The 23,532-nt window shown below is 73.3% G+C and carries 20 protein-coding genes; 7 read left to right on the plus strand and 13 right to left on the minus strand.

Going from position 1 to position 23,532, the window contains the following annotated elements:
- Positions 1-122: 122 nt before the first annotated feature.
- Positions 123-3,524: a M28 family peptidase gene (locus AB0G11_RS40370; protein WP_357591976.1), complete on the plus strand. Its 3,402-nt coding sequence runs from the start codon at positions 123-125 to the stop codon at positions 3,522-3,524.
- Positions 3,525-3,585: 61 nt separating this feature from the next.
- Here the strand turns inward: AB0G11_RS40370 and AB0G11_RS40375 are convergent, their stop codons facing one another.
- From AB0G11_RS40375 to AB0G11_RS40395, 5 genes are all read right to left on the minus strand, one after another.
- Positions 3,586-6,414 carry an AAA family ATPase gene (locus tag AB0G11_RS40375; protein ID WP_357591977.1) on the minus strand — a complete coding sequence of 943 codons (2,829 nt, stop codon included), beginning with the start codon at positions 6,412-6,414 and terminating at the stop codon, positions 3,586-3,588.
- A 120-nt stretch (positions 6,415-6,534) separates the two neighbouring features.
- A complete protein-coding gene (locus tag AB0G11_RS40380; protein WP_219508019.1) occupies positions 6,535-6,963 on the minus strand; it encodes a hypothetical protein in 429 nt (142 codons plus the stop codon).
- 17 nt (positions 6,964-6,980) lie between these two features.
- Entirely contained in the window at positions 6,981-7,784 is an 804-nt protein-coding gene (locus tag AB0G11_RS40385; RefSeq protein ID WP_357591979.1) for a glycerophosphodiester phosphodiesterase family protein, read from the minus strand.
- A gap of 88 nt (positions 7,785-7,872) precedes the next feature.
- Entirely contained in the window at positions 7,873-9,012 is a 1,140-nt protein-coding gene (locus tag AB0G11_RS40390; protein ID WP_219508015.1) for a phospholipase D-like domain-containing protein, read from the minus strand.
- Positions 9,013-9,144: 132 nt separating this feature from the next.
- Positions 9,145-10,161, minus strand: coding sequence for a hydroxyacid dehydrogenase (locus AB0G11_RS40395; RefSeq protein ID WP_357591981.1), 1,017 nt, complete (start codon positions 10,159-10,161; stop codon positions 9,145-9,147).
- Between the two features lie 124 nt (positions 10,162-10,285).
- Here AB0G11_RS40395 and AB0G11_RS40400 point away from each other — a divergent pair, with 124 nt between their 5' ends.
- Genes AB0G11_RS40400 through AB0G11_RS40410 form a run of 3 tightly spaced genes read left to right on the plus strand, consistent with a single transcriptional unit; the run spans position 10,286 to position 12,248 of the window.
- Positions 10,286-10,999: a polysaccharide deacetylase family protein gene (locus AB0G11_RS40400; RefSeq protein WP_357591983.1), complete on the plus strand. Its 714-nt coding sequence runs from the start codon at positions 10,286-10,288 to the stop codon at positions 10,997-10,999.
- Positions 11,000-11,035: 36 nt separating this feature from the next.
- Positions 11,036-11,866 (plus strand): NAD-dependent protein deacetylase, encoded by an 831-nt coding sequence (locus AB0G11_RS40405; protein WP_219508011.1) that lies wholly within the window; start codon positions 11,036-11,038, stop codon positions 11,864-11,866.
- A 4-nt stretch (positions 11,867-11,870) separates the two neighbouring features.
- Positions 11,871-12,248: a YchJ family metal-binding protein gene (locus tag AB0G11_RS40410; RefSeq protein WP_357591985.1), complete on the plus strand. Its 378-nt coding sequence runs from the start codon at positions 11,871-11,873 to the stop codon at positions 12,246-12,248.
- Positions 12,249-12,252: 4 nt separating this feature from the next.
- On the opposite strand, the gene AB0G11_RS40415 is transcribed toward AB0G11_RS40410, so the two are convergent.
- Together AB0G11_RS40415 and AB0G11_RS40420 are read right to left on the minus strand one after the other, a co-directional pair.
- Entirely contained in the window at positions 12,253-12,585 is a 333-nt protein-coding gene (locus AB0G11_RS40415) for a hypothetical protein (RefSeq protein ID WP_219508007.1), read from the minus strand.
- 9 nt (positions 12,586-12,594) lie between these two features.
- Positions 12,595-14,316 (minus strand): hypothetical protein, encoded by a 1,722-nt coding sequence (locus tag AB0G11_RS40420; RefSeq protein ID WP_357591987.1) that lies wholly within the window; start codon positions 14,314-14,316, stop codon positions 12,595-12,597.
- Between the two features lie 316 nt (positions 14,317-14,632).
- Between AB0G11_RS40420 and AB0G11_RS40425 the strand changes: the two genes are divergently transcribed.
- Positions 14,633-16,102, plus strand: a complete 1,470-nt coding sequence (locus AB0G11_RS40425; RefSeq protein WP_357591989.1) for an RICIN domain-containing protein — start codon at positions 14,633-14,635, stop codon at positions 16,100-16,102.
- Between the two features lie 61 nt (positions 16,103-16,163).
- On the opposite strand, the gene AB0G11_RS40430 is transcribed toward AB0G11_RS40425, so the two are convergent.
- The 3 genes from AB0G11_RS40430 to AB0G11_RS40440 all read right to left on the minus strand — a co-directional run bounded on the left by AB0G11_RS40430 (position 16,164) and on the right by AB0G11_RS40440 (position 19,488).
- Positions 16,164-16,667 (minus strand): hypothetical protein, encoded by a 504-nt coding sequence (locus tag AB0G11_RS40430; protein ID WP_357591991.1) that lies wholly within the window; start codon positions 16,665-16,667, stop codon positions 16,164-16,166.
- A gap of 208 nt (positions 16,668-16,875) precedes the next feature.
- Positions 16,876-17,964 (minus strand): cellulose binding domain-containing protein, encoded by a 1,089-nt coding sequence (locus tag AB0G11_RS40435; RefSeq protein WP_357591993.1) that lies wholly within the window; start codon positions 17,962-17,964, stop codon positions 16,876-16,878.
- 627 nt (positions 17,965-18,591) lie between these two features.
- Positions 18,592-19,488 (minus strand): helix-turn-helix domain-containing protein, encoded by an 897-nt coding sequence (locus AB0G11_RS40440; RefSeq protein WP_219508000.1) that lies wholly within the window; start codon positions 19,486-19,488, stop codon positions 18,592-18,594.
- Positions 19,489-19,647: 159 nt separating this feature from the next.
- Here AB0G11_RS40440 and AB0G11_RS40445 point away from each other — a divergent pair, with 159 nt between their 5' ends.
- Entirely contained in the window at positions 19,648-19,872 is a 225-nt protein-coding gene (locus tag AB0G11_RS40445) for an antitoxin (protein WP_219507999.1), read from the plus strand.
- On the opposite strand, the gene AB0G11_RS40450 is transcribed toward AB0G11_RS40445, so the two are convergent.
- Positions 19,869-20,771 carry an LLM class F420-dependent oxidoreductase gene (locus AB0G11_RS40450; RefSeq protein WP_357591995.1) on the minus strand — a complete coding sequence of 301 codons (903 nt, stop codon included), beginning with the start codon at positions 20,769-20,771 and terminating at the stop codon, positions 19,869-19,871. The two genes, AB0G11_RS40445 and AB0G11_RS40450, sit on opposite strands and share 4 nt — an antisense overlap.
- A 216-nt stretch (positions 20,772-20,987) precedes the next feature.
- Between AB0G11_RS40450 and AB0G11_RS40455 the strand changes: the two genes are divergently transcribed.
- Positions 20,988-21,464 carry a hypothetical protein gene (locus AB0G11_RS40455; protein ID WP_357591996.1) on the plus strand — a complete coding sequence of 159 codons (477 nt, stop codon included), beginning with the start codon at positions 20,988-20,990 and terminating at the stop codon, positions 21,462-21,464.
- A 9-nt stretch (positions 21,465-21,473) separates the two neighbouring features.
- Here the strand turns inward: AB0G11_RS40455 and AB0G11_RS40460 are convergent, their stop codons facing one another.
- Positions 21,474-21,995, minus strand: a complete 522-nt coding sequence (locus tag AB0G11_RS40460; protein WP_357591998.1) for a DUF2254 family protein — start codon at positions 21,993-21,995, stop codon at positions 21,474-21,476.
- Positions 21,996-22,043: 48 nt separating this feature from the next.
- Positions 22,044-23,504: a serine/threonine-protein kinase gene (locus AB0G11_RS40465; protein WP_308125881.1), complete on the minus strand. Its 1,461-nt coding sequence runs from the start codon at positions 23,502-23,504 to the stop codon at positions 22,044-22,046.
- Positions 23,505-23,532 lie beyond the last annotated feature (28 nt).

Consider the following 23,532-nt stretch of genomic DNA (forward strand, 5'->3'; position numbering starts at 1 on the left):
CGCCTAGCGTCACACGACAAGGCGACACGCTCGCTTTCACCCCCCACTTCCCGGCAGGGCGACCGCATGTGCCCACAAGGCGCGGCTCTGCCATGGGAAGAATCCGAAAGGAGCCTCCCATCGTGAGACGCAAAGCTTTAGTGGCGGCGGCCGTGGGCATCACCACGGCCGCCTCGCTGACTTTGTCGGCATTGCCGGCCGAGGCCAAGCCGCCCGGCGCCCAGAAGGGCCTGGCGGCGGCGGCCGTGGCCGACCCCGAGTCCCGGGCCGCGGCCGTCGCGGACCAGGCCGTGCAGAGCGGGCTGGACAACCTGGTCAAGGGCCCCGACGAGGCCTACCGCCGGGTGGGCGTCACCGCGGGCGCCAACGAGATGTTCTACGTCGCCTACGAGCGCACGTACAAGGGCCTGCCGATGGTCGGCGGCGACGCCGTCGTCGTCACCGACGGGGCGGGCCGCGTCCGCGACACGGTCGCGGCGTCCGGTCCCACCGGCGCCGACGTGCCGACCAAGGCGACCGTCAGCGCGGCCGAGGCACTCAAGACCGCCAGGACCAAGCTCTCCCGCGTCGACGACACCCGGGCCCCGCGCCTGGTCGTCCTCGCCTGGGGCGACAAGCCCAGGCTGACCTGGGAAGCCGTCGTCTCCGGCATCGCCGGCGGCAAGCCGAGCATCCAGCACGTGTTCGTCGACGCCGTCACCGGCGAGGTCGCCGACTCCTACGACGTGGTCCGCGCCGGCACGGGCAACGGCTACTACTACGGCCAGGTCACGATCGCCACCAGCGGCTCCGGCAGCTCGTACTCGATGACCGACACGAGCAGGCCCGGCATCCGGTGCGGCGGCCAGAACGGCTCCGCCTACACCGGCACCGACGACAGCTGGGGCAACGGCTCCGGCACCAACCTGGAGACCGCCTGCGTCGACGCCCTGTACGGGGTGCAGCGCCAGTGGGACATGCTGCGCGACTGGCTCGGCCGCAACGGCATCAACGGCAACGGCGGCGGCTTCCCCGCCCGCGTCGGGCTCAACGACGTCAACGCCTACTGGAACGGCAGCTACACCAACTTCGGCCACAACCAGGCCAACACCCGGCAGGCCACGCCGATCGACGTGGTGGCGCACGAGTTCGGCCACGCCATCTTCCAGACCACGCCCGGCGGCGCCGGGTCCGGCAACGAGAACGGCGGCCTGAACGAGGCGACGGGCGACATCTTCGGCGCGCTCACCGAGCACTACGCCAACAACCCGAACGACCCGCCGGACTACCTGGTCGGCGAGGAGGTCGACCTGGTCGGCCAGGGCCCGATCCGCAACATGTACAACCCGGGCCTGCTCAACGACCCGAACTGCTACAGCAACCAGATCCCGAACACCGAGGTGCACGCGGCGGCCGGCCCGCTGAACCACTGGTTCTACCTGCTGGCCGAGGGCAGCAACCCGGGCGGCGGCAAGCCGTCCAGCCCGATCTGCTCCGGCGGCCCCTCGTCGGTGACCGGCATCGGCATCCAGGACGCCGGCAAGATCTTCATGAGCGCGCTGGGCCGCAAGACCTCCTCCTGGCGGTACGTGAACGTCCGCTCGGCGTCGGTCGCGGCGGCCGTCGAGCTGTTCGGCGCCAACAGCGCCGCCTGCAACACCACCAAGGCGGCGTGGAACGCGGTGAGCGTGCCGGCGCAGTCCGGCGAGCCCGCCTGCGGCACCCCGGGCAACGACTTCTCGATCGCGCTCAACCCCGCCAGTGGCAGCGCCGAGCCCGGTCAGCAGGCCACGACCGTGGTCAGCACGCAGACCACCTCGGGCAGCTCCCAGACGGTCAACCTGTCGGCCACCGGCCTGCCCAGCGGCACCACGGCCAGCTTCAACCCGGCGTCGGTGACCTCGGGCAACTCCTCCACCCTGACCCTGTCGGTCGGCTCCTCGACGGCGGAGGGCACGTACCCGATCACCGTGACCGGGAGCGGGTCGGCGACGCACACGGCGACGTTCACGCTGACGGTCGGCCCGGGCGGGCCCGTCGAGGTGCCGGACGTGAGCCTGGCCAACGTCAAGGCGCACATCACGCAGTTCCAGTCGATCGCGACCTCCAACGGCGGGAACCGCAGGTCGACCGGGCCCGGCTACACGGCGTCGGTGTCCTACGTCGAGGGCAAGCTGCGCGAGGCCGGCTACACCGTGGTCCGGCAGGCGTGCACCTCCGGCTGCACCAGCGGCTCCGGCCCCAACCTGATCGCCGACTGGCCGGGCGGTGACGACAACCAGGTCATCATGTCCGGCGCGCACCTCGACGGCGTGAGCGCGGGACCCGGCATCAACGACAACGCCTCGGGCTCCAGCGCCCTGCTGGAGGTCGCGCTGACGCTGGCCAGGGAGAACCCGCAGCTGGCCAAGCACGTCAGGTTCGGCTGGTGGACCGACGAGGAGCAGGGCCTGAACGGCTCGGAGTTCTACGTCTCGCGGCTCAGCGCGGCCGACCGGGCCAAGATCCAGGTCTACTACAACTACGACATGGTCGGCTCGCCCAACGGCGGCTACTTCATCAACAACATCACCACCGCCGGCGCGGCGCCGCTCAAGGAGTTCTACGACGGCCTGAACCTGCGGCCGGAGGAGAACGTCGAGGGCGCCAACCGCTCCGACGACGCCTCCTTCCGCAACGCCGGCATCGCCAGCTCCGGGGTCGCGGCGGGCGCCAGCGCCACCAAGACGGCGACGCAGGCCTCGAAGTGGGGCGGCCAGTCGGGACGCGCGTACGACTCCTGCTACCACGCCGCCTGCGACACCAGCGCCAACATCAACGACACGATCCTCGACCGGGCCTCCGACGCCGCCATGTACGCCGTCTGGAAGCAGGCGGTCGGCGGCGAGACCCCTGACCGGGACTTCTCGGTCTCGGCCAGTCCCGCCTCCGGCACCGTCCAGGCGGGCTCGGCGGCCACCACCACCATCGGCACGACGACCACGGCCGGCACCCCGCAGACCGTGAACCTGTCCGCCTCCGGCCTGCCGCAGGGCGCCACGGCCGGCTTCAACCCGGCCTCGGTGACCTCCGGCGGCTCCTCCACCCTGACGATCACCACCTCGGCCACCACGCCGGCCGGCGACTACAGCATCACCGTCACCGGCACCGGCGAGACGGCCACCCGGACGGTCCGCTACGCGCTGACCGTCGAGGGCGGCTCGGGCGGCCGGACCTTCACCAACGGCACCGACTACCGCATCTACGACTACAGCTACGTGCAGAGTCCCGTCTCGTCCACAGCGAGCGGCACCGCCGCCTCGCCGGTCAGGCTCTCCATCACGATCGACCACACGTGTGCCGAGGACCTGGACATCTACCTGCGCGGGCCCAACGGCACCTGGTACGCGGTCGACAGGTACGGCGGCACCTCCTGCACGCCGTACGGCACCCGGACGTTCTCCGTCCCGGTGAGTCAGCAGGCCGCGGGCACCTGGGTGCTCTGGGTCGAGGACGTCTACGCCGGTGACACCGGCTTCCTCGACTCCTGGAGCATCACCGTCTAGCGGTTCCGCCTTCGGGCCCCGGCCGGCACCCCCTCCCCGGCCGGGGCCTTCCCCTGTGCCCTCACGGGGGCGGGTCCACCTCGTTGCGGGTGCGCACGCCGAGTTTGTGCAGCACGCTGGCCACGTGCGTGTCGACGGTCCGGCGCGACAGGAACAGCACTTCGGCGATCTCCCGGTTGGTGCGGCCCGACGCGACCAGCCTGGCCACCTCCGCCTCCCGGGGCGACAGCACGCCGCCGCGCCCCCTGCGGCCCCGGCGCGGCGCGCTCGCGCCGATCTCCCGCAGCGCGTGCCGGCAGCGCGCCGCGTCGTGGGAGGCGCCGAGCACCGCGTAGCGCTCGGCCGCGTCGGCGATGATCTGCGCCGCCGCCTCCCGCGCCCCCAGCGCCAGCCGCGCCTCCGCCTCGGCCTCCGCCGCCCGCGCCGCCGCGTACGGGCGCGGCATCGTCTCGTACGCGGCCCGCGCCCCGGCGTGCAGCCTGGCCGCCTCCTCGAACAGGCCGCGCTCACCGGCCAGCCGGGCCCGCGCCGAGCCGAGCGCCGCCTGCGCCGACGGCGCGTCGCGGCCCGCCACCCCGTCGGCGAACTCGGCCACCAGCGCCTCGGCGTCCGCCCGGCGGCCCGACCTGAGCAGCGCGGCCACCGCCGCCGGGACGAGCTGGTCGCCCCACACCCACACCCCCTTGCGGCGCAGCCGGGCCACCGCCCGGTCCGCCTCGCGCACCGCCCCCTCCAGCGCGTCGCGGGCCAGGTGCAGCTCCACCAGCCCGCCCGAGGCCGCCGCCGCCACCGGCAGGAACGCCGAGTCCACGTCCTGCAGCCCGGCCGCGCCCAGGTGGCAGGCGGCCTCCTCCCACTCGCCGGTCGCCATCGCCAGCATGCCGAGGGCCAGCCGGGCGTCGGCCGCCAGCATCGGCACCTCCGACGTCATCTCCACCACGGCCGCCGCCCGCTCGCGCAGCCCCTCCCAGCGGCCGGTCAGCCAGTCGAGCCGGATCGACGACACGTCCACCAGCCACACCGGGTAGAGGGCGCCGCTCTCCTCGGCGACCCGCCTGCTCTCGCGGGCGAACCTGGCCGCCTCGCCGTAGTGGCCGAGCGCCACCGCGGCGTCGCACAGGTTCGCGTAGCCGCGCGCCACCTGCCGCCGCGCCGCCGCCGACCGGGCGCCCTCCGGCAGCGTCTCCGCCAGCTCGAACGCGTCCGGCGCGCCGACCAGCATCGCCATCGACACCTTGTTGGCGTGCACCGCCGTGCGCAGCTCCGGGTCGTCGGCCGAGCACAGCAGGCTCTCGGCCTGCGCCATCCACTTCTCGTGGCAGGCCAGCGGCTCACCGCCCCACGACGGCATCGCCAGCAGCGCCAGCCCGCGCGCCGCCACGCCCGGCCGGTCCTCCAGGTCGGCGAGCGCCGCCAGCACCTCCCTGCGGCCCTCCGCCACCGCGCCCGCCTGGTTCGACAGCAGCACGCCCAGGTTCAGCCTGGCCTCGCCGCGTACGTGCCGGGGCAGGAAGTCGTCCGACAGCAGGTGCCGCAGCAGCCGCACCGACCTGCGGTACGACAGGCCGATCGCGGCCACGCGGCTGAGCTGCAACGCCAGCGGGCCCCGGGCGTCGGGCGGCAGCGCCGGGTCGGCCAGCATGCCCTCCAGCACCTCGATGGCCAGCGGCACGTCGCCGACCGCCGCCGCGTGCTCCGAGGCGGCCCCGCCGTGCCGCCGCCAGGCCGCCAGCTCGCCCGCCCGCCGCGCGTGGTAGGCGAGCTGCACCAGCGGCGGCGGGTCCAGCCCGGCCAGCTCGGCCATCGCCCGGCCGTGGATCAGCCGCCGGTCCGGGCCCGGGATCGCGTCGTAGACCGCCTGCTGGGCCAGCGCGTGGCGGAACCCGTACAGCGCGTCGGGCCGCTCCAGCAGCACCCCGGCCCGCAGCGCCTCGCGCAGCCCGTGGGCGGCGCCGGAGCCCGACACGGCGGCGATCAGCGACTCGTCGGCGGGCAGCCGCAGCACGGCGGCGGCCTGCACCGCGTGCAGGGCGGCGGGGGACAGGCCGGCCAGCCGCTCGGCCATCGCCTCCCGCAGCAGCACCGGCACCGCGATCCGGTCCAGCGCCTCCTCGTCGCCGGGCTCCTGGAGCGACCGCACGACCTCTTCGATCACGAACGGCACCCCGGCCGTCCGCTCGTGCAGCCGCGCCGCGAACCCGGCCGTCACGGGGGCGCCGCCCAGCAGCTCGCCGGCGAGCGCCCGTACGCCCGCCACGTCGAGCGACGTCAGCGAGATCACCTCGCTCGTCACGTCGGGCGGGTGCCGGTAGGCGTGCCCGAACGGCAGCCCCGGCACCGGCAGATCCTCCCGCCGGAACGTCACCACCAGCGCCAGCCCCTCGGGCGGCCGGCCGATGAGAAAGCGCAGCAGGTCACGGGTGCCGTCGTCGGCCCAGTGCAGGTCCTCCACGACCAGCACCACGGGCGCGGCCACGGCCAGCAGCGCGTGCACCCCGCGGAACAGCCGGTGCCGCTCGGCGCGCGGGTCGTCCAGCGGCGGCGGCGTCGGAGCCGGCGGCAGGTGCCCGGCCAGCTCGGGAAGGTAGCCGCCCACGGCCCCCGTCACGGGGTTGAGCCGGTCCCGGCCAGGCAGCGCGCCGCCGATCTGCCGCAGCGCGTCGAAGACCGGCCCGTACGGGAACGGCTCGCGGATCTGGTGACAGTGCCCGAGCAGCACGGTGTGGCGGTCCGGATCCAGCCGGTCGACGGCCGTCCGGACCAGCCGGGTCTTCCCGATGCCCGCCTCGCCCTGGACGAGGGCCACGGCGGGCGGACGGGTGATCGCGCCGATGAGCGCTCGCAGGTGCGCGTCGCGGCCCACCAGCGCGGGAGATGCCTCGCTCGTCATCGGCGTCTCCGAGCCAGTGCGGTTTTACTGCCTCTGCCGACACCTGTTATCCACCACTTGTTACCGAGTGGTCAACACTTGGTTGGGTTTCGGGGGTTATCGGTTACCTGCGGGAAGCCTTTACGGTGCCGCCTCGTGACCGGGCAGACCCGGCGTGCGCCTGCGCTGCTTCATCTCCGCCTCGTGGACGTGGCGGCGGCCCCCGGCCAGCCGATCGCGCACGTGCGCCTCCATCTCCTGGAAGGCCGCGTAGTACAGCGCGTCGTACTCCTCGACCACCTGGAACGTCCACCGGCCGTCGATCACGTTCAGCCCGATGAGCTCCCGCTCGACGCGGTCGGCGAGCTCCTGGTGCCCGGTCCGGCGCAGCAGCTCGACGGCCCGGTCGAGGCGGGCGTCGGCGCTGCCGGTGAGCTGGTGCCACGCGTACAGGTGGCCCCGCGCCCGGTGCGTCGTCTCCAGCGCCTCGCTCAGCGCGCCCAGTGCCTCGACCGTCTCGTCCGACATGCCCTCCGGGCGGAGGTGATCGGGATCCTGCTCTGTCGCCATGCCGTCCCGGCTACCCGTCAAAGGGCGTCGAGAACGTCGGGCCGGTTGGTGATGATGCCATCCACGCCGTAGCCGACCAGCCGGCGCATGGCGGCCGCGTCGTCCACCGTCCAGGCGAACACCCGCATCCCGTGCCGCTGCACCAGCCGGACATAGTCGCGGGTCAGGCCGCCGTACGGCGGGTTGACCTGGTCGGCGAACTCCGACAGCCCGTCCAGCTCGGCGGCAGGCGGGGTGCCGAGCAGCCCGATCGCGGCCTCCGGCATGACGTCGTGGAAGCGGCGCATCGAGCCGTGGTCGAACGACTGCACCACCAGCGGGCCCCGCCACGAGCGGCGCAGCTCCCCGGCCACCCGCGCCTCGATCCCCCGGTACAGGCGCGGCTCCTTGACCTCCACCAGCACGCCGAGCCCGCTGCCGCTCATCTCGCGCAGCGCCTCCCGCAGCGTGGGCACCGGCTCCCCGGCGAAGCGGCGCCCGGACCACGACCCGGCGTCCAGCTCGCGGATCTCCTCCAGGGTGAAGTCGCCCACCCGCCACGGCGCCCGGCCGGGGAAGACCCGCTCGACGTCGGTGGTGCGGGCCAGCGTGGTGTCGTGCACGAGGACGGGCCGGCCGTCGCGGGTCAGCCGCACGTCCAGCTCGAACGCGTCGGCGCCCAGCTCGGCGGCCAGCCGGAAGGCCGCCAGCGTGTTCTCCGGCGCGTAGGCGGACGCGCCGCGATGGGCGACGTTGGCCACCGGGGCCGCCGAGGCCGCCGTCGCGGGGGTGAGGAACAGGGCCAGTACGGTCATGACGATCAAGCCGGCGAGTCGGAACATGGATCTCCTCGTACTCGGGAGCGGCCGATGTGCCGAATCTGACTGACCGTCATGACCAACTGTTGAGAGCCACGTGACTCCCAGGTGGCTAGGACGCGGCGGCGGCGCGCATCCTGTCGAAGTTCGCCACGAACTGGGCGTGAATCGCCTTGTTGTTGAGCCGCAGCAGGGTGTCGTCGTTGCGGCGCAGCGACGTCTGGTTGTAGTTGTGGCTGCCCGTGTAGACCCAGCCGTCGACCAGCAGGTACTTGGAGTGGATGCGGCCGGGCAGCGCGCTGCCGGAGCTCAGCGTGCGCAGCTCGATCCTCGGCTCGGCGCGCAGCGCCGCCTCCACCTCCGCGTCCAGCACGCCCGCGACGACCTGCACCGTGCACCCCTCGCGGGCCAGCTCGGCCAGCCGTTCGGCGATCGCGACCCGGTAGCCGTCCCACTCCGACATGCCGACGCGGATCGGGGCGCCGTCGCGGCAGGAGACCCCGTCCAGCGCCTCCACGATCGGGTCGCCCTCGGCGCTGGGGAAGAAGTGCGCCCGCACCGAGCCGCCCGCCGCCCCCGTCCGCACGACCCGGTCGTAGTCGAGGCTCTTCCGCTCGGCGGCCAGGTCGGCGAAGTAGGAGGCGTACGCCTCGTGCAGCCGCCGGTTGCCCGCCAGCACGACGGCGTTGTTCCAGTACGTGGTCGAGTTCAGGTTCGTCAGGTTGGCCGACGACTGCACGACCACGTCGGACGCGCCTCCCGTACGGGAGAACAGGTAGAACTTGTTGTGCTGCCCCTTGTCCCCGACGCAGGCGGCGGTGCCGCCCGACATCGGCCCGGAGCACACGTGCGCGAACGAGGCGGCCGAGGTGTCCGTGCCCAGGACGGCGGCGAGCCGCTCGGCCACCGCCTTGCCGCGCGCGTCGCCGTCCAGCACCACCTGCACCCGCACGCCCCGCTCGTGCGCCTTGAGCAGCTCGGCGGCGAACTCGCTGCCGGCCGTGCCCGACATGACGAAGTGCGCGATCCTGATGCCGGCGCCGGCGGGGGTCTGGCGGACCAGGTCGCAGAGCCTGCTCACGATGGCGACCGGGTCGCCGCCCACCGGCTCGCTGAACACCGCCCCGGAGGTCACCGGCGTGCGCGGCGCGCCGGCGCACGACGACGACGTGCCGGCTGCGGCGGGGGCGGCGACGGCCCCGGAGCCCAGCAGGGCCCCGATCGCCAGGGTGGACAGGATCGCGCTACGCATGGTGCCACTACTTCCTTCGACGAACTGCTGCGCGGCGATCCTGGCCGGTCGCGGCGACGGCAGCCTGAAGGCGAGGTCAACGCCCGGCGAACGTCAAGGGGGCGACGGCGCCGCGCGAGCCGGTCCCGGGGGTCAGGCGCTCACCGCGATGTCGTCGGCGGTGACGGCCGCGCGCGGCGGCCGCCCGGACAGGTAGCGTTCGAGCTCGTCGAGCGCGCTCTCGCTCATCCGCCGGGTCTCGGACCCGAGGGACCCGGCGACGTGCGGGGTGATCATGACGTTGGGCAGGTCGTACAGCGGCGAATCGGCCGGCAGCGGCTCCGGCTCCGTGACGTCGAGGATCGCGTGGAGCCGCCCGGAGCCGCACTCGCGCTCCAGGGCGGCGGTGTCGAGGACGGAGCCGCGTGCGGTGTTGATGACCGTCGCGCCGTCCCGGAGCAGGGCCAGCTCCGCCGCGCCGATCAGGTGGCGGGTGGCCGGCAGCGCGGGGACGTGCAGGGTGAGCACGTCGCCGGCGCGCAGCAGCTCGGGCAGCGGGACCAGCCGGCCGCCCGCGGCCGCCACCTCGCCGGCGTCCGCGTACGGGTCGGCCACCAGCACGTCGACCTCCAGGGCGCGCAGCCGCTCGGCGACCCGGCGGCCGGTACGCGAGAAGCCGACGATGCCGACCGTGCGCTCGCGGTTGGACAGCTCGCCGCGCCGCTCCAGGTAGGACCAGTCGTCGCGGTGCCTGCGCGCGTCCTGGGCGAGGAACGGGGCCTTCTTGCCCGCGAAGATGACCGCCGCGAGCGTGAACTCGGCGACCGCGATCGCGTTCACGTCGGCGGCGCTGGTGACGAGGATGCCGCGCCGCCACACCTCGTCGGTGACGAACGGGCGCACCGTGCCCGCGCAGTGGAAGACCGCGCGCAGCTCGGGGGCGTCGGCCAGCACCTCGGCGGTCAGCGGCGGGCAGCCCCACGAGGTGATCAGCACCTCGGTCCGGCGCAGCAGGCCGCGCACCCGCTCGTCGCCGAAACCGGTGACCGGGAGCGGCTCGGCGACCTCGGCGAGGGCGCGCAATCGGCGTAGCTGCGGCTCCTGGAACTGCACGCGGAAGTGCGCGGGGTCCATGACCAGCAGGGCCCGTGGCCGTCGTCCTTCTGTCACTCGAGTCCCTTCGGCGTCCGTGGGCAAGCGCTTACCGGGGTGGTGTCCGATCATGTCCATCGGGAAGCCCACTCTTCCACATAACCGATCAAAGCGGTCAGCCCCTGATTACACTGCTGCACTCATGAACGCATCCCGGACCCGCAGGGCGCTTGCGGTCGCCGTCGCGCTGCTGGTGCTCGTCGCCGTGAGCGGCTACCTGGTCATGAACGCGCGGACGTTCCAGCTGGCCGGACGCCTCGTGGACCGGGTCGAGACGGGCGAGAAGGTCGTGGCGCTGACGTTCGACGACGGGCCCGACGAGCACACCCAGGAGATCATCGACGTGCTCGCCGCCGAGAAGGCGCGCGCCACCTTCTTCGTCGTCGGGTCGCAGCTGCGCGCGTGGCCGCAGCACGGGAAGGCGCTCGTCGCGGCCGGGCACCAGCTCGGCAACCACACGTTCACGCACCGGCGGATGGTGTTCGTGCCGCCCTCGACGGTCGAGGCGGAGATCGAGCCGACCGACGCGCTCATCCGGCAGGCGGGGGAGCGGGGCGACATCCCGTTCCGGCCGCCGACCGGCAAGAAGCTGCTCACGCTGCCGCTCTACCTGGCCGGGCACGACCGCGTCACCGTCATGTGGGACGTGGAGCCCGACTCCGGCGCCACCCCTGCCGCCGCCGAGATCGTCACCCTGGTCCGCGAGCAGGTCAGGCCGGGCTCGATCATCCTGCTCCACCCCTGGTACGGGAGCGGGCGCGAGACCCGCGCGGCCATCGCCGGCGTCGTGAGAGGGCTGCGCGCCGACGGCTACCGGTTCGTCACGGTCGCCGAACTGCTCGCCGATCCCCGGTGACGCGGCCGGTTTGACGCTTTCGGGCACCATGGAAGGGTGAGCGAGAGCGCGAGAAGGTCGCTGGCGGAGCTGGTCGGCGGCGGCGGGGTGGTGGTGCTCAGCGGGGCGGGCCTGTCCACCGAGTCGGGCATCCCCGACTACCGGGGCCCGACGGGCCGCGCCCGCAAGGCCGACCCGATGACCTACCAGCAGTTCGTCGGCAGCGAGGCGGCCCGCCGCCGCTACTGGGCGCGCAGCCACGTCGGCTGGCGGCAGATCGAGGGCGCCCGCCCCAACGACGGCCACCGGGCGGTCGCCGAGCTCGAACGGCGCGGCCTGGTCGCGGGCGTCGTCACCCAGAACGTCGACGGCCTGCACCAGGCCGCCGGCGCCCGCCGGGTGATCGAGCTGCACGGCGGCCTGGACCGGGTGGTCTGCCTCTCGTGCCGCGAACGCACCCCGCGCCTCGACCTCGACGCCCGCCTGCGCGCCGCCAACCCCGGCTGGGACGCCGAGGGCCGCATCAACCCCGACGGCGACGCCGAGCTGACCGCCGAGCAGGAGCAGAGCTTCCGCCTGGTGCCCTGCCTGGCCTGCGGCGGCGTCCTCAAGCCCGACGTGATCTTCTTCGGCGAGAACGTGCCCCGGGTCCGCGTGGACGAGTGCTCGGCCCTCGTGGCCGCCGCCCGCGCCCTGCTCGTGCTCGGCTCGTCCCTGAAGGTGCGCTCGGGCCTGCGCTTCGTCACCAAGGCCGCGGAGCTCGGCATCCCCATCGCCATCGTCAACCAGGGCCCGACCGGCGGCGACGCCGACGCCCTGCTCACCCTCGACGCCCCGCTCGGCCCCACGCTCACCGACCTGACCGGCAGGCTCGTCCCGGCACAATAGGGGGATGGGATGTCACTGCGGGCTGGCCGCCCCCTACCGCGACTGCTGCGGACGCCTCCACCGGGGGGAGGGCGCGGCGCCCACCGCGGAGTCGCTGATGCGGTCGCGGTTCAGCGCGTTCGCCGTGGGCGACGAGGGCTACCTGCTGCGCACCTGGCATCCGGCGACCCGGCCGGCCGGCGTGGGGCTCGACCGGCGGGTGCGGTGGACCGGGCTGGAGATCCTGGAGACCACCGGCGGGAGCGTCGTGCACACCGAGGGCACCGTGCGGTTCCGGGCCCACTACCGGGAGCGGGGCCGGGCGGGCGCGATGGAGGAGCACAGCAGGTTCGTCCGGGTGGACGGCCGGTGGGTGTACGAGGGCGCGCTCGACAGCCGGTGACCGATCAGGCGAACAGCGCCTGGATCTGCGCCACGACCTCGACGATGGCCGTCACCTCGGCGGCCCGCACCGAGAGCCGCCGCAGCGCGTCGAGGACGCGGCCCCGGTCCGGCTCGGCCTCCGCCAGCTCCTGCCGGACGTCGGCGGCGTCGCGGCGGGCCCTGGCGGGCTCGGCCAGCTCCGCCTCGTGCTCGGCCAGCAGCCGGTCGAGCCGGTCCAGCAGCAGGCTCGCCTCGCCCGAGCCGCCGTGGTTGACGGTGGCGCGGGCGTTCGGGCCCATCGCGATCGGGCCGTTGACCGTGCCGCCGTCGATGCGGATGCCGTACTGGTCTGCCATGACCGCCTCTCAGCCCCGGGTGTGGTGGTGGGACGACGCCGACGCCTGCATGCCCATCGCGATGGGGCCGTTGACGACGCTGTCGCGCACCGACATGTTCATCATGACGTTGGCCGCCTGCATCCGGTACGTGCCGGTCTCGATCTCCTTGTCCTCCAGGTAGTCGAGCACGGCCTCGGTCAGCCGGTGCTCGATCAGCTTGACGTACTTGGCGGTGTCGAGCAGCTGGAGGTAGGTCTGCATCCCGTGGCTCGCGCCGAGCTCGCGCACGCTGAGCCGGGCCCCGTACGGGTAGACGACGTGGCGGGACGGATCGAGCGTGACGAACTGCTGGCGGACGGCCCGTACGGCGGTGCGCGTCAGCCGCACGGGCGCGGCCAGGACGTCGCGCAGCAGGAGCAGCTTCAGCGCCCGCACCGACTCCCACGCGATCCGCCAGCCCGGCATGTCCGGCAGCCGGTCGACCACGTGGTACGCCTCCTTGGCCGGCGGCAGCGCGGTCACCACGAACTGGGTGTAGAGCATGCGCCCCTCGACCGCCAGGTAGATGAACGCCGAGGTGACGGCCTCCTGGTCCTCCGCCGGGGCGACCAGGCGGCCCGCCGTGTCGCGGATCTCCTGGCCCTCGTGCGCGATCGTGACGCGCTGGTAGTAGCGGACGCCGCCCTGCGGGTGGCGGCTGATGGCGGCGATCTCCTCGGGCGTGGCGTGGTGGCGGGGCCGCCCGTCCTGGCCGATCAGCGGGTGGGCGCCCGGCCAGTCGGTGACCCTGTAGATGCCGCGGGCCACCACGTGGTCGCCGATGTCGAGCCGCCGGATGCCCTCGTTGGGGCGCAGCACCTGGTCGCGCATCTCGGTGAGCCGGGTGCGGACGAAGGCGTGCAGCTCGGCCGGGTCGATGTCGACGGGCCGCTCGCGGCGCTCGGTGCCCCGGCCGGTCTCGGTGACGGTGCGCGCCCGGTCCAGCTCGACGGCGATGGACCAGCTCCGTTCGATGCCGCCGGCGCCCATGAACGCGTCCTCGTTGGCGTACATGGTGACGTTGCCCGTCTGGGCGCGGGCGACGTAGGCGAGGCGGTCGGCGGTCCTGGGCTGGTCGGGGCCGGGCTCGGGCGGGGGAGCGCCGGGCTTGAGCGTGCCGGCGAGCGTCGTGTAGACGATGATCCGGTAGAGGATCGCGACGCCGAGCGTGGCCAGCGGCACCAGGAGCAGGCCGGCGTTCTGGAGGAACGCGTACACGAGCACCGCGCCCGCCGTCACGAAGGAGCCGAAGCTCGTGGCGGCCAGCAGCAGCGCGTAGACGACGAACAGGATCACGTAGCCGCCGAAGGCCCAGAACCACAGCAGCCCGCGCACCAGCATCGGCCCGCGCCGCACCCGTTCCAGCGTGAGCAGCACGAGCGGCAACAGGAACGACAGCCAGCTGATGACGCTCATCGGCGTCAGCGCGAGCCCGAGGAGCAGGATGGCGGTGATCAGCCCGTCGCGGACGACGAGCAGGGAGCGGGAGCGGCGCGCGTGATGGATGATCGGCAGCAGATCGCATCCCCCATAGGACGGCGGAACCGCCCTGAAAGGGTCGTCAAGCAATTCGTTCAGCACTTTGTCCCGGAAATCGCTGTCCAGGTACGCGCCGCCGCACAGGTAGCGGGTGGTGTTGCTCATCCGGGGGGCGCTCATCGCCGTGGGGGGTGTGAGCTGGGGTTCCGCCGGGGCGTGGCTCAGGTCCATGGGGCTCTCCCTGTGAATGTACGAGCGCGAGGACCATATAGGCGGACAGCCCTTTCCCGGATGGGTTGTTATCGAATAGCCGCGCACCGAAACCCCGAATCCCACTTTATGGCGATAAATCCCCCTTAAGGGGTTAAGTTGCGTCACACGCTTATTCGAGGGTGAAACTTTCACGGCCGGTTGACGCTAGGAAAGCGCTTACCTACATTGAGGCTGTCGCGCATACGTATGCCATTCAGACATGTGAACGAGTACTCGCTGGGGGACAGGAGGGCGGGCCGGACCTGGCCCGCCCGAGGCCGGCAAGGAGCTCAGCATGCGACAGATCAGCAACGGCAGGACGAGCGCCGCCACGGCGGCGGCACTGGCGGCGGCGCTGGCGGTGGCCGGGACGGCGGTGGTGGCCATCGCCGCCACCTCGGCGGCGGCAGCGGCGCCCGCGCCCGGCGCGTACACCGTCGTCAACAACGGCAGCGGCCTGTGCCTGACCGTGCCGGGCGGCAGCTCGTCCGACGGCGTCCAGTTCACGCAGACCGGCTGCGGCGGCGCGGCGCAGACCTGGAACCTCGTCGCCGACGGCGGCGGCTTCCAGCTCAAATCCGCCCACAGCGGCAGGTGCGCCGGCGTCGAGGACGCCAGTACCTCCGCGGGCAAGGCCGTCCAGCAGGAGAGCTGCACGGGCGCGGCCTCCCAGCGGTGGAACGTCACCGAGGCCGGCGCCGCCTACCGGATCGTCAACGCCAACAGCGGCAAGTGCCTCAACATCAGGGACAACTCGACCGCCTCCGGCGCGCTCGTGCAGACCAACTCGTGCGACTCGGTGGCGACCAAGCAATGGCGGCTCGTCCCCGCAGGCTCCACCCCGACGGACCCGCCCACCGACCCGCCCACGGACCCGCCCACAGACCCGCCCACCGATCCGCCGGGCAACGCGGACGGGCTGGTCGGCTGGGCCACCCAGGGCGGCGGCACCACGGGCGGCGGCGGCGCCTCGCCCGTCACCGTCTCCAGCGCCTCCGCGCTGGCCAGTGCCCTCTCGGGGACGAACGCGGCGGTGGTCCGGGTGTCCGGCACCATCTCCTGCTCCGGCATGATCCGCGTCGGCTCCAACAAGTCGCTGCTGGGCAACTCCGGCGCGACGATCAGCGGCTGCGGCCTCAACGTCTCCGAGGCGTCCAACGTCGTCATCCGCAACCTGAACTTCCGAGGCTGGGGCGACGACGCGATCAATGTCCAGTACTCGACCCGGGTGTGGATCGACCACAACTCCTTCAGCGACGGCTACGACGGCGCCGTGGACGTCAAACGGGCCAGCGACTACGTCACGATCTCCTGGAACCGCGTCTTCGACCACGACAAGTCGATGCTGCTCGGCCACAGCGACGGCAACGGCTCCGAGGACAGCGGGCGCCTGCGCGTGACGTACCACCACAACTGGTTCGACGGCAGCAACCAGCGGCACCCGCGCGTGCGCTTCGGCAACCCGGTGCACGTCTACAACAACCTGTACTCGAACGTCGGCGGCTACGGCGTGGCCTCCACCGAGGGCGCCGGAGTGCTGGTCGAGGGCAACTACTTCGAGAACACCGAGGACCCGTTCCACCTCGGTGAGGGCAGCTCCGACCCGGGCAGCCTCGTCGCCAGGAACAACCACTTCGTCAACTCCGGCACGGGCCAGACCGGCGGCAGCGTCCGTTCCATCCCGTACGTGTACACGCTCGACCCGGCCTCCAGCGTCAAGTCGATCGTGAGCGCGGGCGCCGGGGCGGGCAGGATCTCCGTCTGACCGGATCTTCCGCACCGGACACGTAGCGCGGCGCCCGCCACGGGCGCCGCGCTGCGGCTGTTCACGGGCCGCACGGCGCGGGGGCCAGGCCGATGCCGAACGTCAGCACGAGCCGGCCGGGCGGCGCGTGCCCGCCGGGAAGCGCGAACAGCACGAGCACCATCCCCTCCGGCAGTCGCCCGCCGAGCCCGTCGCACAGCTCCCGGAGCTCGCGAATCGCCCCGCCCAGCATCGGACGGCCGCCGTCGGCGTCGAGGACGAGCCAGCCCAGCGGGAGGACAGGCCACGCGGGCCTGGCCCCGGCGCAGGACGCGCCCTGGGCGGCCTCCAGGGCGTGGCCGCCCAGGCCGGGGAAGTAGCCGAGCCCCGCCGCGTCACCCGGGCACGGCCGGGGCGCCGGCGGCTCGGCGCGCTGCCGCAGCACGCCGAGCGTGGTGAGGACGAGCGAGAACCCGCCGATGACCCCGGCCGCCTCGGCGGCGGCGGCCAGGCCGCGCAGGGTGATCGTGGCGGTCAGGTAGACGAGCGCGCCGGCGGCCAGGAGCGTGGTGACGATCTTCCTCACGCGGGTGCTTCTCCCGTTGTCCGGCATGGGACGGTGCCTCGGCTTCTCTTGGTCGGGCCGCTCGTCAGAGCTCGTTGTTCTTCGTTCTGACGAACGTGTGCCGGAGTCCGCCGAGGCCGTCCAGTCACGATTGGGCAACGTTGAAAATTGAACGACCGGTATTTCCGCTATTTCGTTATTTATTGGCGGCAGAAATTCGCCGTCCGCGTCAACCGGCCGCGCACGTCACGGACGGCGGCGTGTTCGCGCCCGTCCACGAGGCGACGAAACCGAACGTCGCCGACCCGCCGCGCGGGATCGCGCCGTTCCAGGACGCGTTCCGCACCGTCACGGCCGCGCCGTCGGCGCTCGGCTCGCCGTTCCAGAGCTGGGTGATCCGCTGCCCGTCGGCGAACGTCCAGCGCACCGTCCACCCGTTCAGCGCCGTGACGCCCGTGTTCGAGACGGTGACCTCGCCCTGGAAGCCGCCCTGCCACTGGCCCGCGTTCCGGAACACGGCCGAGCAGCCCGCGGGCGGGAACGTGGACGTCACCGTCGGGGTCGCGGTCGGGCTCACGGTTGGGGTCGCGGTGGGGCTCGCTGTCGGCGTGCCCGACAGCGCCTCCACCAGCGCCGGATACCACCGGTCGGCGATCTTGCGGTCGCCCGCCGCGTTCGGGTGCACCCCGTCGTAGGTGTCACCGCCGGTGCCGAAGCCCGTCCACTGGTCCACGACCACCACCGGCGACTGCGCCGTACTGGTCGCCGCCGCCCATGCCGGGATCGCGTCGTTGAGCGCCACCGCCCGCGCGCCGCACTCCGCGCAGGTCGCCGGCGCCATCGGGATGATCTGCGCGACGAGGATCCGCATGGCCGGATTGCTCGCCCGCATCTGCCCCACCAGCTTGGTGTAGGCGGCCAGGATCGTCGCCGTGGGCACGTTGCTCCACACGTCGTTGGTGCCGAAGTGCATGAGCACCACGTCCGGGGAGCTCGCGGCCAGCCAGCCCACGAGCTGGTTCTGGTTCGCCACCGTGGTCACCAGCGCGCCGCCGTGCCCCTCGTTGTCACCGTCGTACGGGACCCCGCACCCCTGGGCGGGCAGCGTGCCGACGAAGTCCACGTTCGTGTGCCCGGCCTCCTGCAACCTGTTCCACAGCAGCGCCCGCCAGCAGCCCGGCGACCCCGTGATCGAGTCGCCCAGCGGCATGACCCGCACGGGCGCCGCGCTCGCCGGCGTGGCCATCGCGAACACCGCCTCCGCGGTCAGCACCAGCATCGCCGCCATGCTCGCCAGCCAAGCCCGGGTCCCCGCCATCCGACCGCTCCCGTCCGTCGCCTGCGCAGATCGTAAGAAACCCCCCGTCCGTCCGGAACCCACCCCACCCCGGTCCCACCCCCGACCTGCACCGCCGCCCCCGAACACCCTGTAACTTTCACCAGCCCGCCGAAGCCCGCCCTCTCGGGGAGCTGACCCCTCCCGGACGGCCGGCTCGTACGGGAGGGGCCACCTCCGGGCAACGGACCGTCCCCGCCGGGGAAGGCGGTGACCCCTCCGGAAGGGGTCACCCTGGGCGAGGGACCGTCCGCCGGGGAAGTCGGTGCCCCCTCCGGAGGGGGCAGCCCTCTGGGCCCTGGCGTCTCCGGTGGGGACAACTCCCTCCGGAGGGGGTAGCCCTGCGGGGGGCAGCCCCCCAATGGGACAGCCCTGCCTGGGGCCGGCCACAGGGAGGGGCCTCCCGTTGCGGGGGTCCCGTGGTGGGAGGTCGTTGGCGGCCACTGAAGGGGCCAGCCCCTGAGGGCATCAGCTCTGAGAGCGGCGGGCCGTTGAGGGGCGGGCCTGTCGGGGTGGGGTGGTTCCTCTGGAGGGGTCAGTGCCGCCAGGTGGTGGGGGTGTTGAACGCCTCGCCGGGGACCGGAAGCCGTACGAGGACGGGGTGGAGGCTCAGGTCGTGAGCGGCGCCCCGTGGCGGAAGTCGCGGGGGGAGGCGCCGTACGCGCGGCGGAAGGCCCGGCTGAAGTCGGCGGCGTGCGAGAACCCCCACCGGGCGGCGATGCCGTGGATGGGGACGTGGCGCAGCGCCGGGTCGGCCAGGTCGCGGCGGGCGCGTTCGAGGCGCTGGGACCTGATCCAGGCGGCGACCGTGGTGCCCTGCTCCTGGAAGAGGCGGTGCAGGTAGCTGACGGAGATGTGGTGGGCGGCGGCCAGGGCGCCGGGGGAGAGGTCGGGCTCGCCGAGGCGCCGCAGGACGGACGCCTGGATGCGCAGGGTGAGCGCCTGGCGGTGTGCGTGCGGGGCGGGCCCGCCGTCGCCTTCGAGCGTGGAGGCGAGCAGCGCCGACACGAGGTCGAGCAGCGCCATCCCGATGCGCGGCCGGTCGGCGGGCGTGCAGGAGGCGGCGGTGTCGGCGACGTCCGTGACGAAGCCGGCCAGGAGGGCGCCGAGCCCGTCGCGGGCGGGGATGCGGCGGCCGAGCACGCGGTCGACGTGCTCGTCCGGCAGCGGGATGAGCGCTTTGGGGATGGTGACGGCGGCGGTCTGGAAGGTGCCGGTCCCGGGAGCGGCCTCGAAGCGGGCCGTGGTGATGCGGGTGACGTCGTGCACGAGCAGGTCGCCGGCGCCGGTGGTGAGCCGCCGGTCGTCCCAGGCGGCGTGCATCGTGCCGCGTAACGGGAGCAGGAGCTGGTAGGCGCCGTGGGCGGAGGAGTCGGCGACCCGCGTCAGCCGCAGGGGCGTGAACGCCTTCTTCTCCACCCGCAGCGCGCCCAGCTCGACCTCGCTGCCCACGGCCTCGAAGCCGGGGTCGCCGTCGGGCCTCCTGGTCAGCATTCCGTCGAGCACGTCGCCCCCCGATCAGGTCGCCTGCCGCTGTACTCCGTACGGTAGCCAATCGATCTTGACGTCGCGTTCGCCGCCGCCCCCCCGGGTAGGGGAGCGGGGTCGCGTTCGCCGCCGCCCACGCCGGGTAGGGGAGCGGGCGAGACGAAGGGGGAGGCTTTCATGAGCGGCATCGGAGACTGGGTCAGGAAGGCCGAGAACCTGGCCAGGAAGCACTCCAAGCACGTCGACAAGGCGGTCGACAAGGCCGAGGAGATGGCCAAGAAGCGCACCGGGCACAAGTACGACGAGCAGATCGGCAGGGGCGTGGACGAGGTCCAGCGCCGCTACGGCGGGGGCGGGACGGCCGAGCCGCAGCGGCCGGCCAGGCCGGAGGACCGGCCCTAGACCTGCCCGGGGGCGTTCGCGGGGCGGCCCGGCGTGGTGACGGTCGCCGGCCCGATGCCGGCGACCTGCCGCGCCACCTCGCCCAGCAGCGCCAGCCCGGCCTCGTCGGCGGCGTCCGGCAGGGCGGCGATGACGTGCTCGATGCCCTGCTCGGCCAGTTCGCCGCACCGCTGCACGGTCTGGTCCACGCTCGCGTCGCCGGGCACGCGCAGGTGGAGGGTCTTCTCGATCTCCTCGTACGGCCTGCCCGCGCGTTCGCAGTGGGCGCGCAGCACGGCCAGCTTGTGCGGCACGTCCGCGCCGTACAGGAAGTTGCAGGCGTCGGCGTACTCGGCGACGAGCCGCAGCGTCTTGCGCTCGCCGCTGCCCCCGATGAGGATGCGCGGCCGCGCCGCCGGTGCGTTGACCGGCCGCTCCAGCCGGTAGTGGCGCCCCTCGAACGGCTCCTGGTCACCGGCGAACATCCGGCGCGCGATCCGCAGCGTCTCCTCCAGCCGCTCGAACCGCTCGGCCACCGGCGGGAACGGCAGCCCGAGCCCGCGCGCCTCCTCCTCGAACCAGCCCGCCCCGATGCCGAGCACCGCCCGCCCGCCGGACAGCGCGTCCAGCGTGCTGACCTGCTTCACCAGGAATCCCGGTGCCCGGTACGGGGCCCCGGTGACGAGCGCGCCCAGCGTGACGCGGCGGGTCAGCGCGGCGGCGTAGGAGAGCGCGCCGTACGCCTCCAGCATCGGCTCGCCGACGCCGCCGAAGTTGGGGATCTGGAACAGGTGGTCCATCACCCACAGGCTGTGCAGCCCCGCCTCGTCCGCGCCGCGCGCCACGTCGGCGAACCGGCCGGCGATCGCGGCGTCACCGCCGGGCCAGGTGAAACGAGGGCAGGTCAGACCGAGTCTCATCGCGGGGTTCCTCCGGTTCCGGGCATGAAAAAACCCTCCCACCTGGGTCCTGGACCCGAGGCCGAGAGGGCGTCGTCCTCCTATTCTCTCACGCCCCGCGTCGCACCTGGCCGGAGCCCGAATCCACGGTCGCGGGATACACATCGCACATGGTTCAATGTGTCGCACCAATGGACATATGCCGCATAGCGGTCGTCCCATCACTTGAGGAACACCTTGCACAAGATCGTCCCTGCCCTGGTCAGCCTCGTGCTGATCTCCGGGGCCGGCGCCTGCGGCGCCGCCGGACCGGCCCCGGCCGCCGCCCCCGAGAACACTCCCCCCGCGGTCAGCGCCACGCCGGTCGTGATCGACGAGATGCCCGACGAGGAGCCCATCGCCACGGCGACCCCGGCCCGCGCCGGCAGCCCCGTCACGGTGAAGGGCAAGGGCAACAAGAACACCAAGAAGTTCGAGCTGTACGGCGACTACGAGGTCAAGGTCACCTACTCCGGCAACTCCTCGCAGTACGGCCCGACGAACTTCATCATGTCCGTCGAGGCCGTCGGCGGCGCGCAGCCGGTGGACGGCTCGATCGCCAACGTCATCAAGAGCAAGGGCCGGATCGACACGAACATCTACGGCTTCGCCGGGGAGTACTACCTGGACGTCGACGCCGAGGGCGTGTGGCAGGCCGAGTTCACTCCGCAGTAGCGGTTCCCGCTAGCCCGCGCCGCACCGCCTCCCGGGGCCGAGCACGTCGCCCGCCGACACGTAGGTGCCGACCGGGCCCTGGAGGACGATCTCCACCTCGCCGCCGAGCTCGCGCAGCACCGGCTCCAGCTCGGCCATCCTGATGTCGGCGACGAAGCCGAACGCGTCGGCGCGCACCTCGGTGGCGGGCTCGGCGGGCAGCGTCGGCGCGGACCGGGTCCTGGCGACGAGGGCGCGGCGCTGGTAGCGGGCGTGCGGGGCGGCGTCGCGGATGTAGGGCAGCACGCTGGTGGGCCGCATCTGGTCGATGGTGCCGTAGATCAGCGTCACCAGCATGACGAGCGCGACCATGGTGAACACCGGCAGGAACACCGCCCCGAACGCCAGCGGGTTGTCCGGCCGGGCCGCGGCCGGCAGCAGGAACGCGTACAGCGACAGCCCGAGGAAGAAGCCGAACGGGACCTGGTTGCCGCGCCGCCGCAGGAACTGGTCGAAGACGATCGGCGTGTAGACGGAGGCGTTTCGGGCCACCTGGGTGAGCAGCTCGACCGCCGCGTCCGTCGGGATGGCGGTGGCGGTTCAGCGCCGCTTCTCGACGGCCGCCACGACGTAGGCGGCGGCCCGGTCGAGGTCGGCGAACCCGGGGCGGGCGCCGGTGAGCTTGATGCCGACGGCGACGTTCGTCATGCGGAAGGAGACCTCCGAGGTGTACTGCTTGCGCATGAAGGAGAACGGGCTGCGCTGGGTGAAGCTGAACGCCTCGTCGCCGATGTCCGGGCCGGCGCGGACCTTGGTGCCGGGGGTGCGCCTCGGCTCCTGCTTCATGTTCTTGACCTGCAGGTCGTGGAAGTTCTCCGCGCCCCAGACGCTCGGCGTCAGGTACGCCATCACGACCATGGTGGCGTTGTCCGGGCCGGTCCAGCGGCAGTGATACTCGCTGAAGAACTGCTCCTTGGCCGGTCCGCCGAACACCTTGCGTGCCTGGGCGGCGGTCAGCAGGTCGCACGCCTCGAAGGCGTTCGTGAACAGCTTCGCCGTGCCGGAGGCGGACGGCAGCGCCGTCACGGGCGAGAACGGCCGGATCACGGGAGCGGTGTACGGGAACACCTTCGGCAGCACGACGGCCACCGCCGCGGCCGTCAGCCCGACGGCCAGCAGCGCGCCCAGCACGATCGGCGCGCGGCGGCGGCGCAGCCGGCCGGGCGCGGTGCGGTCGTCGTCCAGGACGCCGGCCTCGCGGGCGACCCCTTCCATCGCGGCCGCCGCCTGGGCGGGGGAGCAGCGGCGGGCCGGGTCCTTGTCCAGGAGGGCGGCGAGCACGGGCGCCATCGGGCCGGCCCGGCGGACCGGGGCGGGCTCCTGCGTCAGCGCCGCCGCGATCGCGGCCGCCGGGCTGGCGCGGGCGAACGGGGCGACGCCCTCCACGGCGGTGAACAGCGTCGCGCCCAGCGACCACAGGTCGGAGTGCGGGCCGTCGGGCTCGCCGCGCAGCCGCTCGGGCGCGATGTAGCCGGGCGAGCCGGACAGCATGCCGCCCTGGGTGATCGCCTCGTTCCCGGCGACGGTGGCGATGCCGAAGTCGGTCAGCAGCACCCGGCCGTCGTCGGTGAGCAGCACGTTGGCGGGCTTGACGTCGCGGTGCAGCACGCCCGAGGCGTGCGCGGCGCCGAGCGCGTCGAGCATCCTCAGGCCGATCGCGGCGACGCGGCCGGGCGGCAGCGGCCCGCGCTCGCGGACCACCTGTTCCAGGGAGCGTCCCCGGACGAACTCCATGACGATCCACGGCAGCCCGCCGTCGAGGACGACGTCGTGGACGGTGACGATCGACGGGTGGGAGCGCAGCCGGGCGGCGGCCCGCGCCTCGCGCAGCGTGCGCTCGGTCAGCTCGGCCCGCTCGCCCTCGCCGAGGCCGGGCGGCAGCCGGATCTCCTTGACGGCGACCTCCTGCTGGAGGAGCTCGTCCTCAGCTCGCCAGACGGTGCCCATGCCGCCCTGCCCGATCGGGGCAAGCAGCCGATAGCGGCCGGCGAGCGGCGTCACCACGGCCGACGCGGCCGGCCCCGGACTC

The sequence above is a fragment of the Nonomuraea sp. NPDC023979 genome (assembly GCF_040639085.1).
In the GTDB taxonomy this organism is placed as follows: Bacteria; Actinomycetota; Actinomycetes; order Streptosporangiales; family Streptosporangiaceae; genus Nonomuraea; species Nonomuraea ceibae.

Coding starts and splice junctions, on each gene's coding strand:
- AB0G11_RS40375 (WP_357591977.1), bottom strand. CDS start 6,414: ATGACGAGCGAGGCATCTCCCGCGCTGGTGGGCCGCGACGCGCACCTG.
- AB0G11_RS40380 (WP_219508019.1), bottom strand. CDS start 6,963: ATGGCGACAGAGCAGGATCCCGATCACCTCCGCCCGGAGGGCATGTCG.
- AB0G11_RS40385 (WP_357591979.1), bottom strand. CDS start 7,784: ATGTTCCGACTCGCCGGCTTGATCGTCATGACCGTACTGGCCCTGTTC.
- AB0G11_RS40390 (WP_219508015.1), bottom strand. CDS start 9,012: ATGCGTAGCGCGATCCTGTCCACCCTGGCGATCGGGGCCCTGCTGGGC.
- AB0G11_RS40400 (WP_357591983.1), top strand. CDS start 10,286: ATGAACGCATCCCGGACCCGCAGGGCGCTTGCGGTCGCCGTCGCGCTG.
- AB0G11_RS40410 (WP_357591985.1), top strand. CDS start 11,871: ATGGGATGTCACTGCGGGCTGGCCGCCCCCTACCGCGACTGCTGCGGA.
- AB0G11_RS40415 (WP_219508007.1), bottom strand. CDS start 12,585: ATGGCAGACCAGTACGGCATCCGCATCGACGGCGGCACGGTCAACGGC.
- AB0G11_RS40420 (WP_357591987.1), bottom strand. CDS start 14,316: ATGGACCTGAGCCACGCCCCGGCGGAACCCCAGCTCACACCCCCCACG.
- AB0G11_RS40425 (WP_357591989.1), top strand. CDS start 14,633: ATGCGACAGATCAGCAACGGCAGGACGAGCGCCGCCACGGCGGCGGCA.
- AB0G11_RS40435 (WP_357591993.1), bottom strand. CDS start 17,964: ATGGCGGGGACCCGGGCTTGGCTGGCGAGCATGGCGGCGATGCTGGTG.
- AB0G11_RS40445 (WP_219507999.1), top strand. CDS start 19,648: ATGAGCGGCATCGGAGACTGGGTCAGGAAGGCCGAGAACCTGGCCAGG.
- AB0G11_RS40450 (WP_357591995.1), bottom strand. CDS start 20,771: ATGAGACTCGGTCTGACCTGCCCTCGTTTCACCTGGCCCGGCGGTGAC.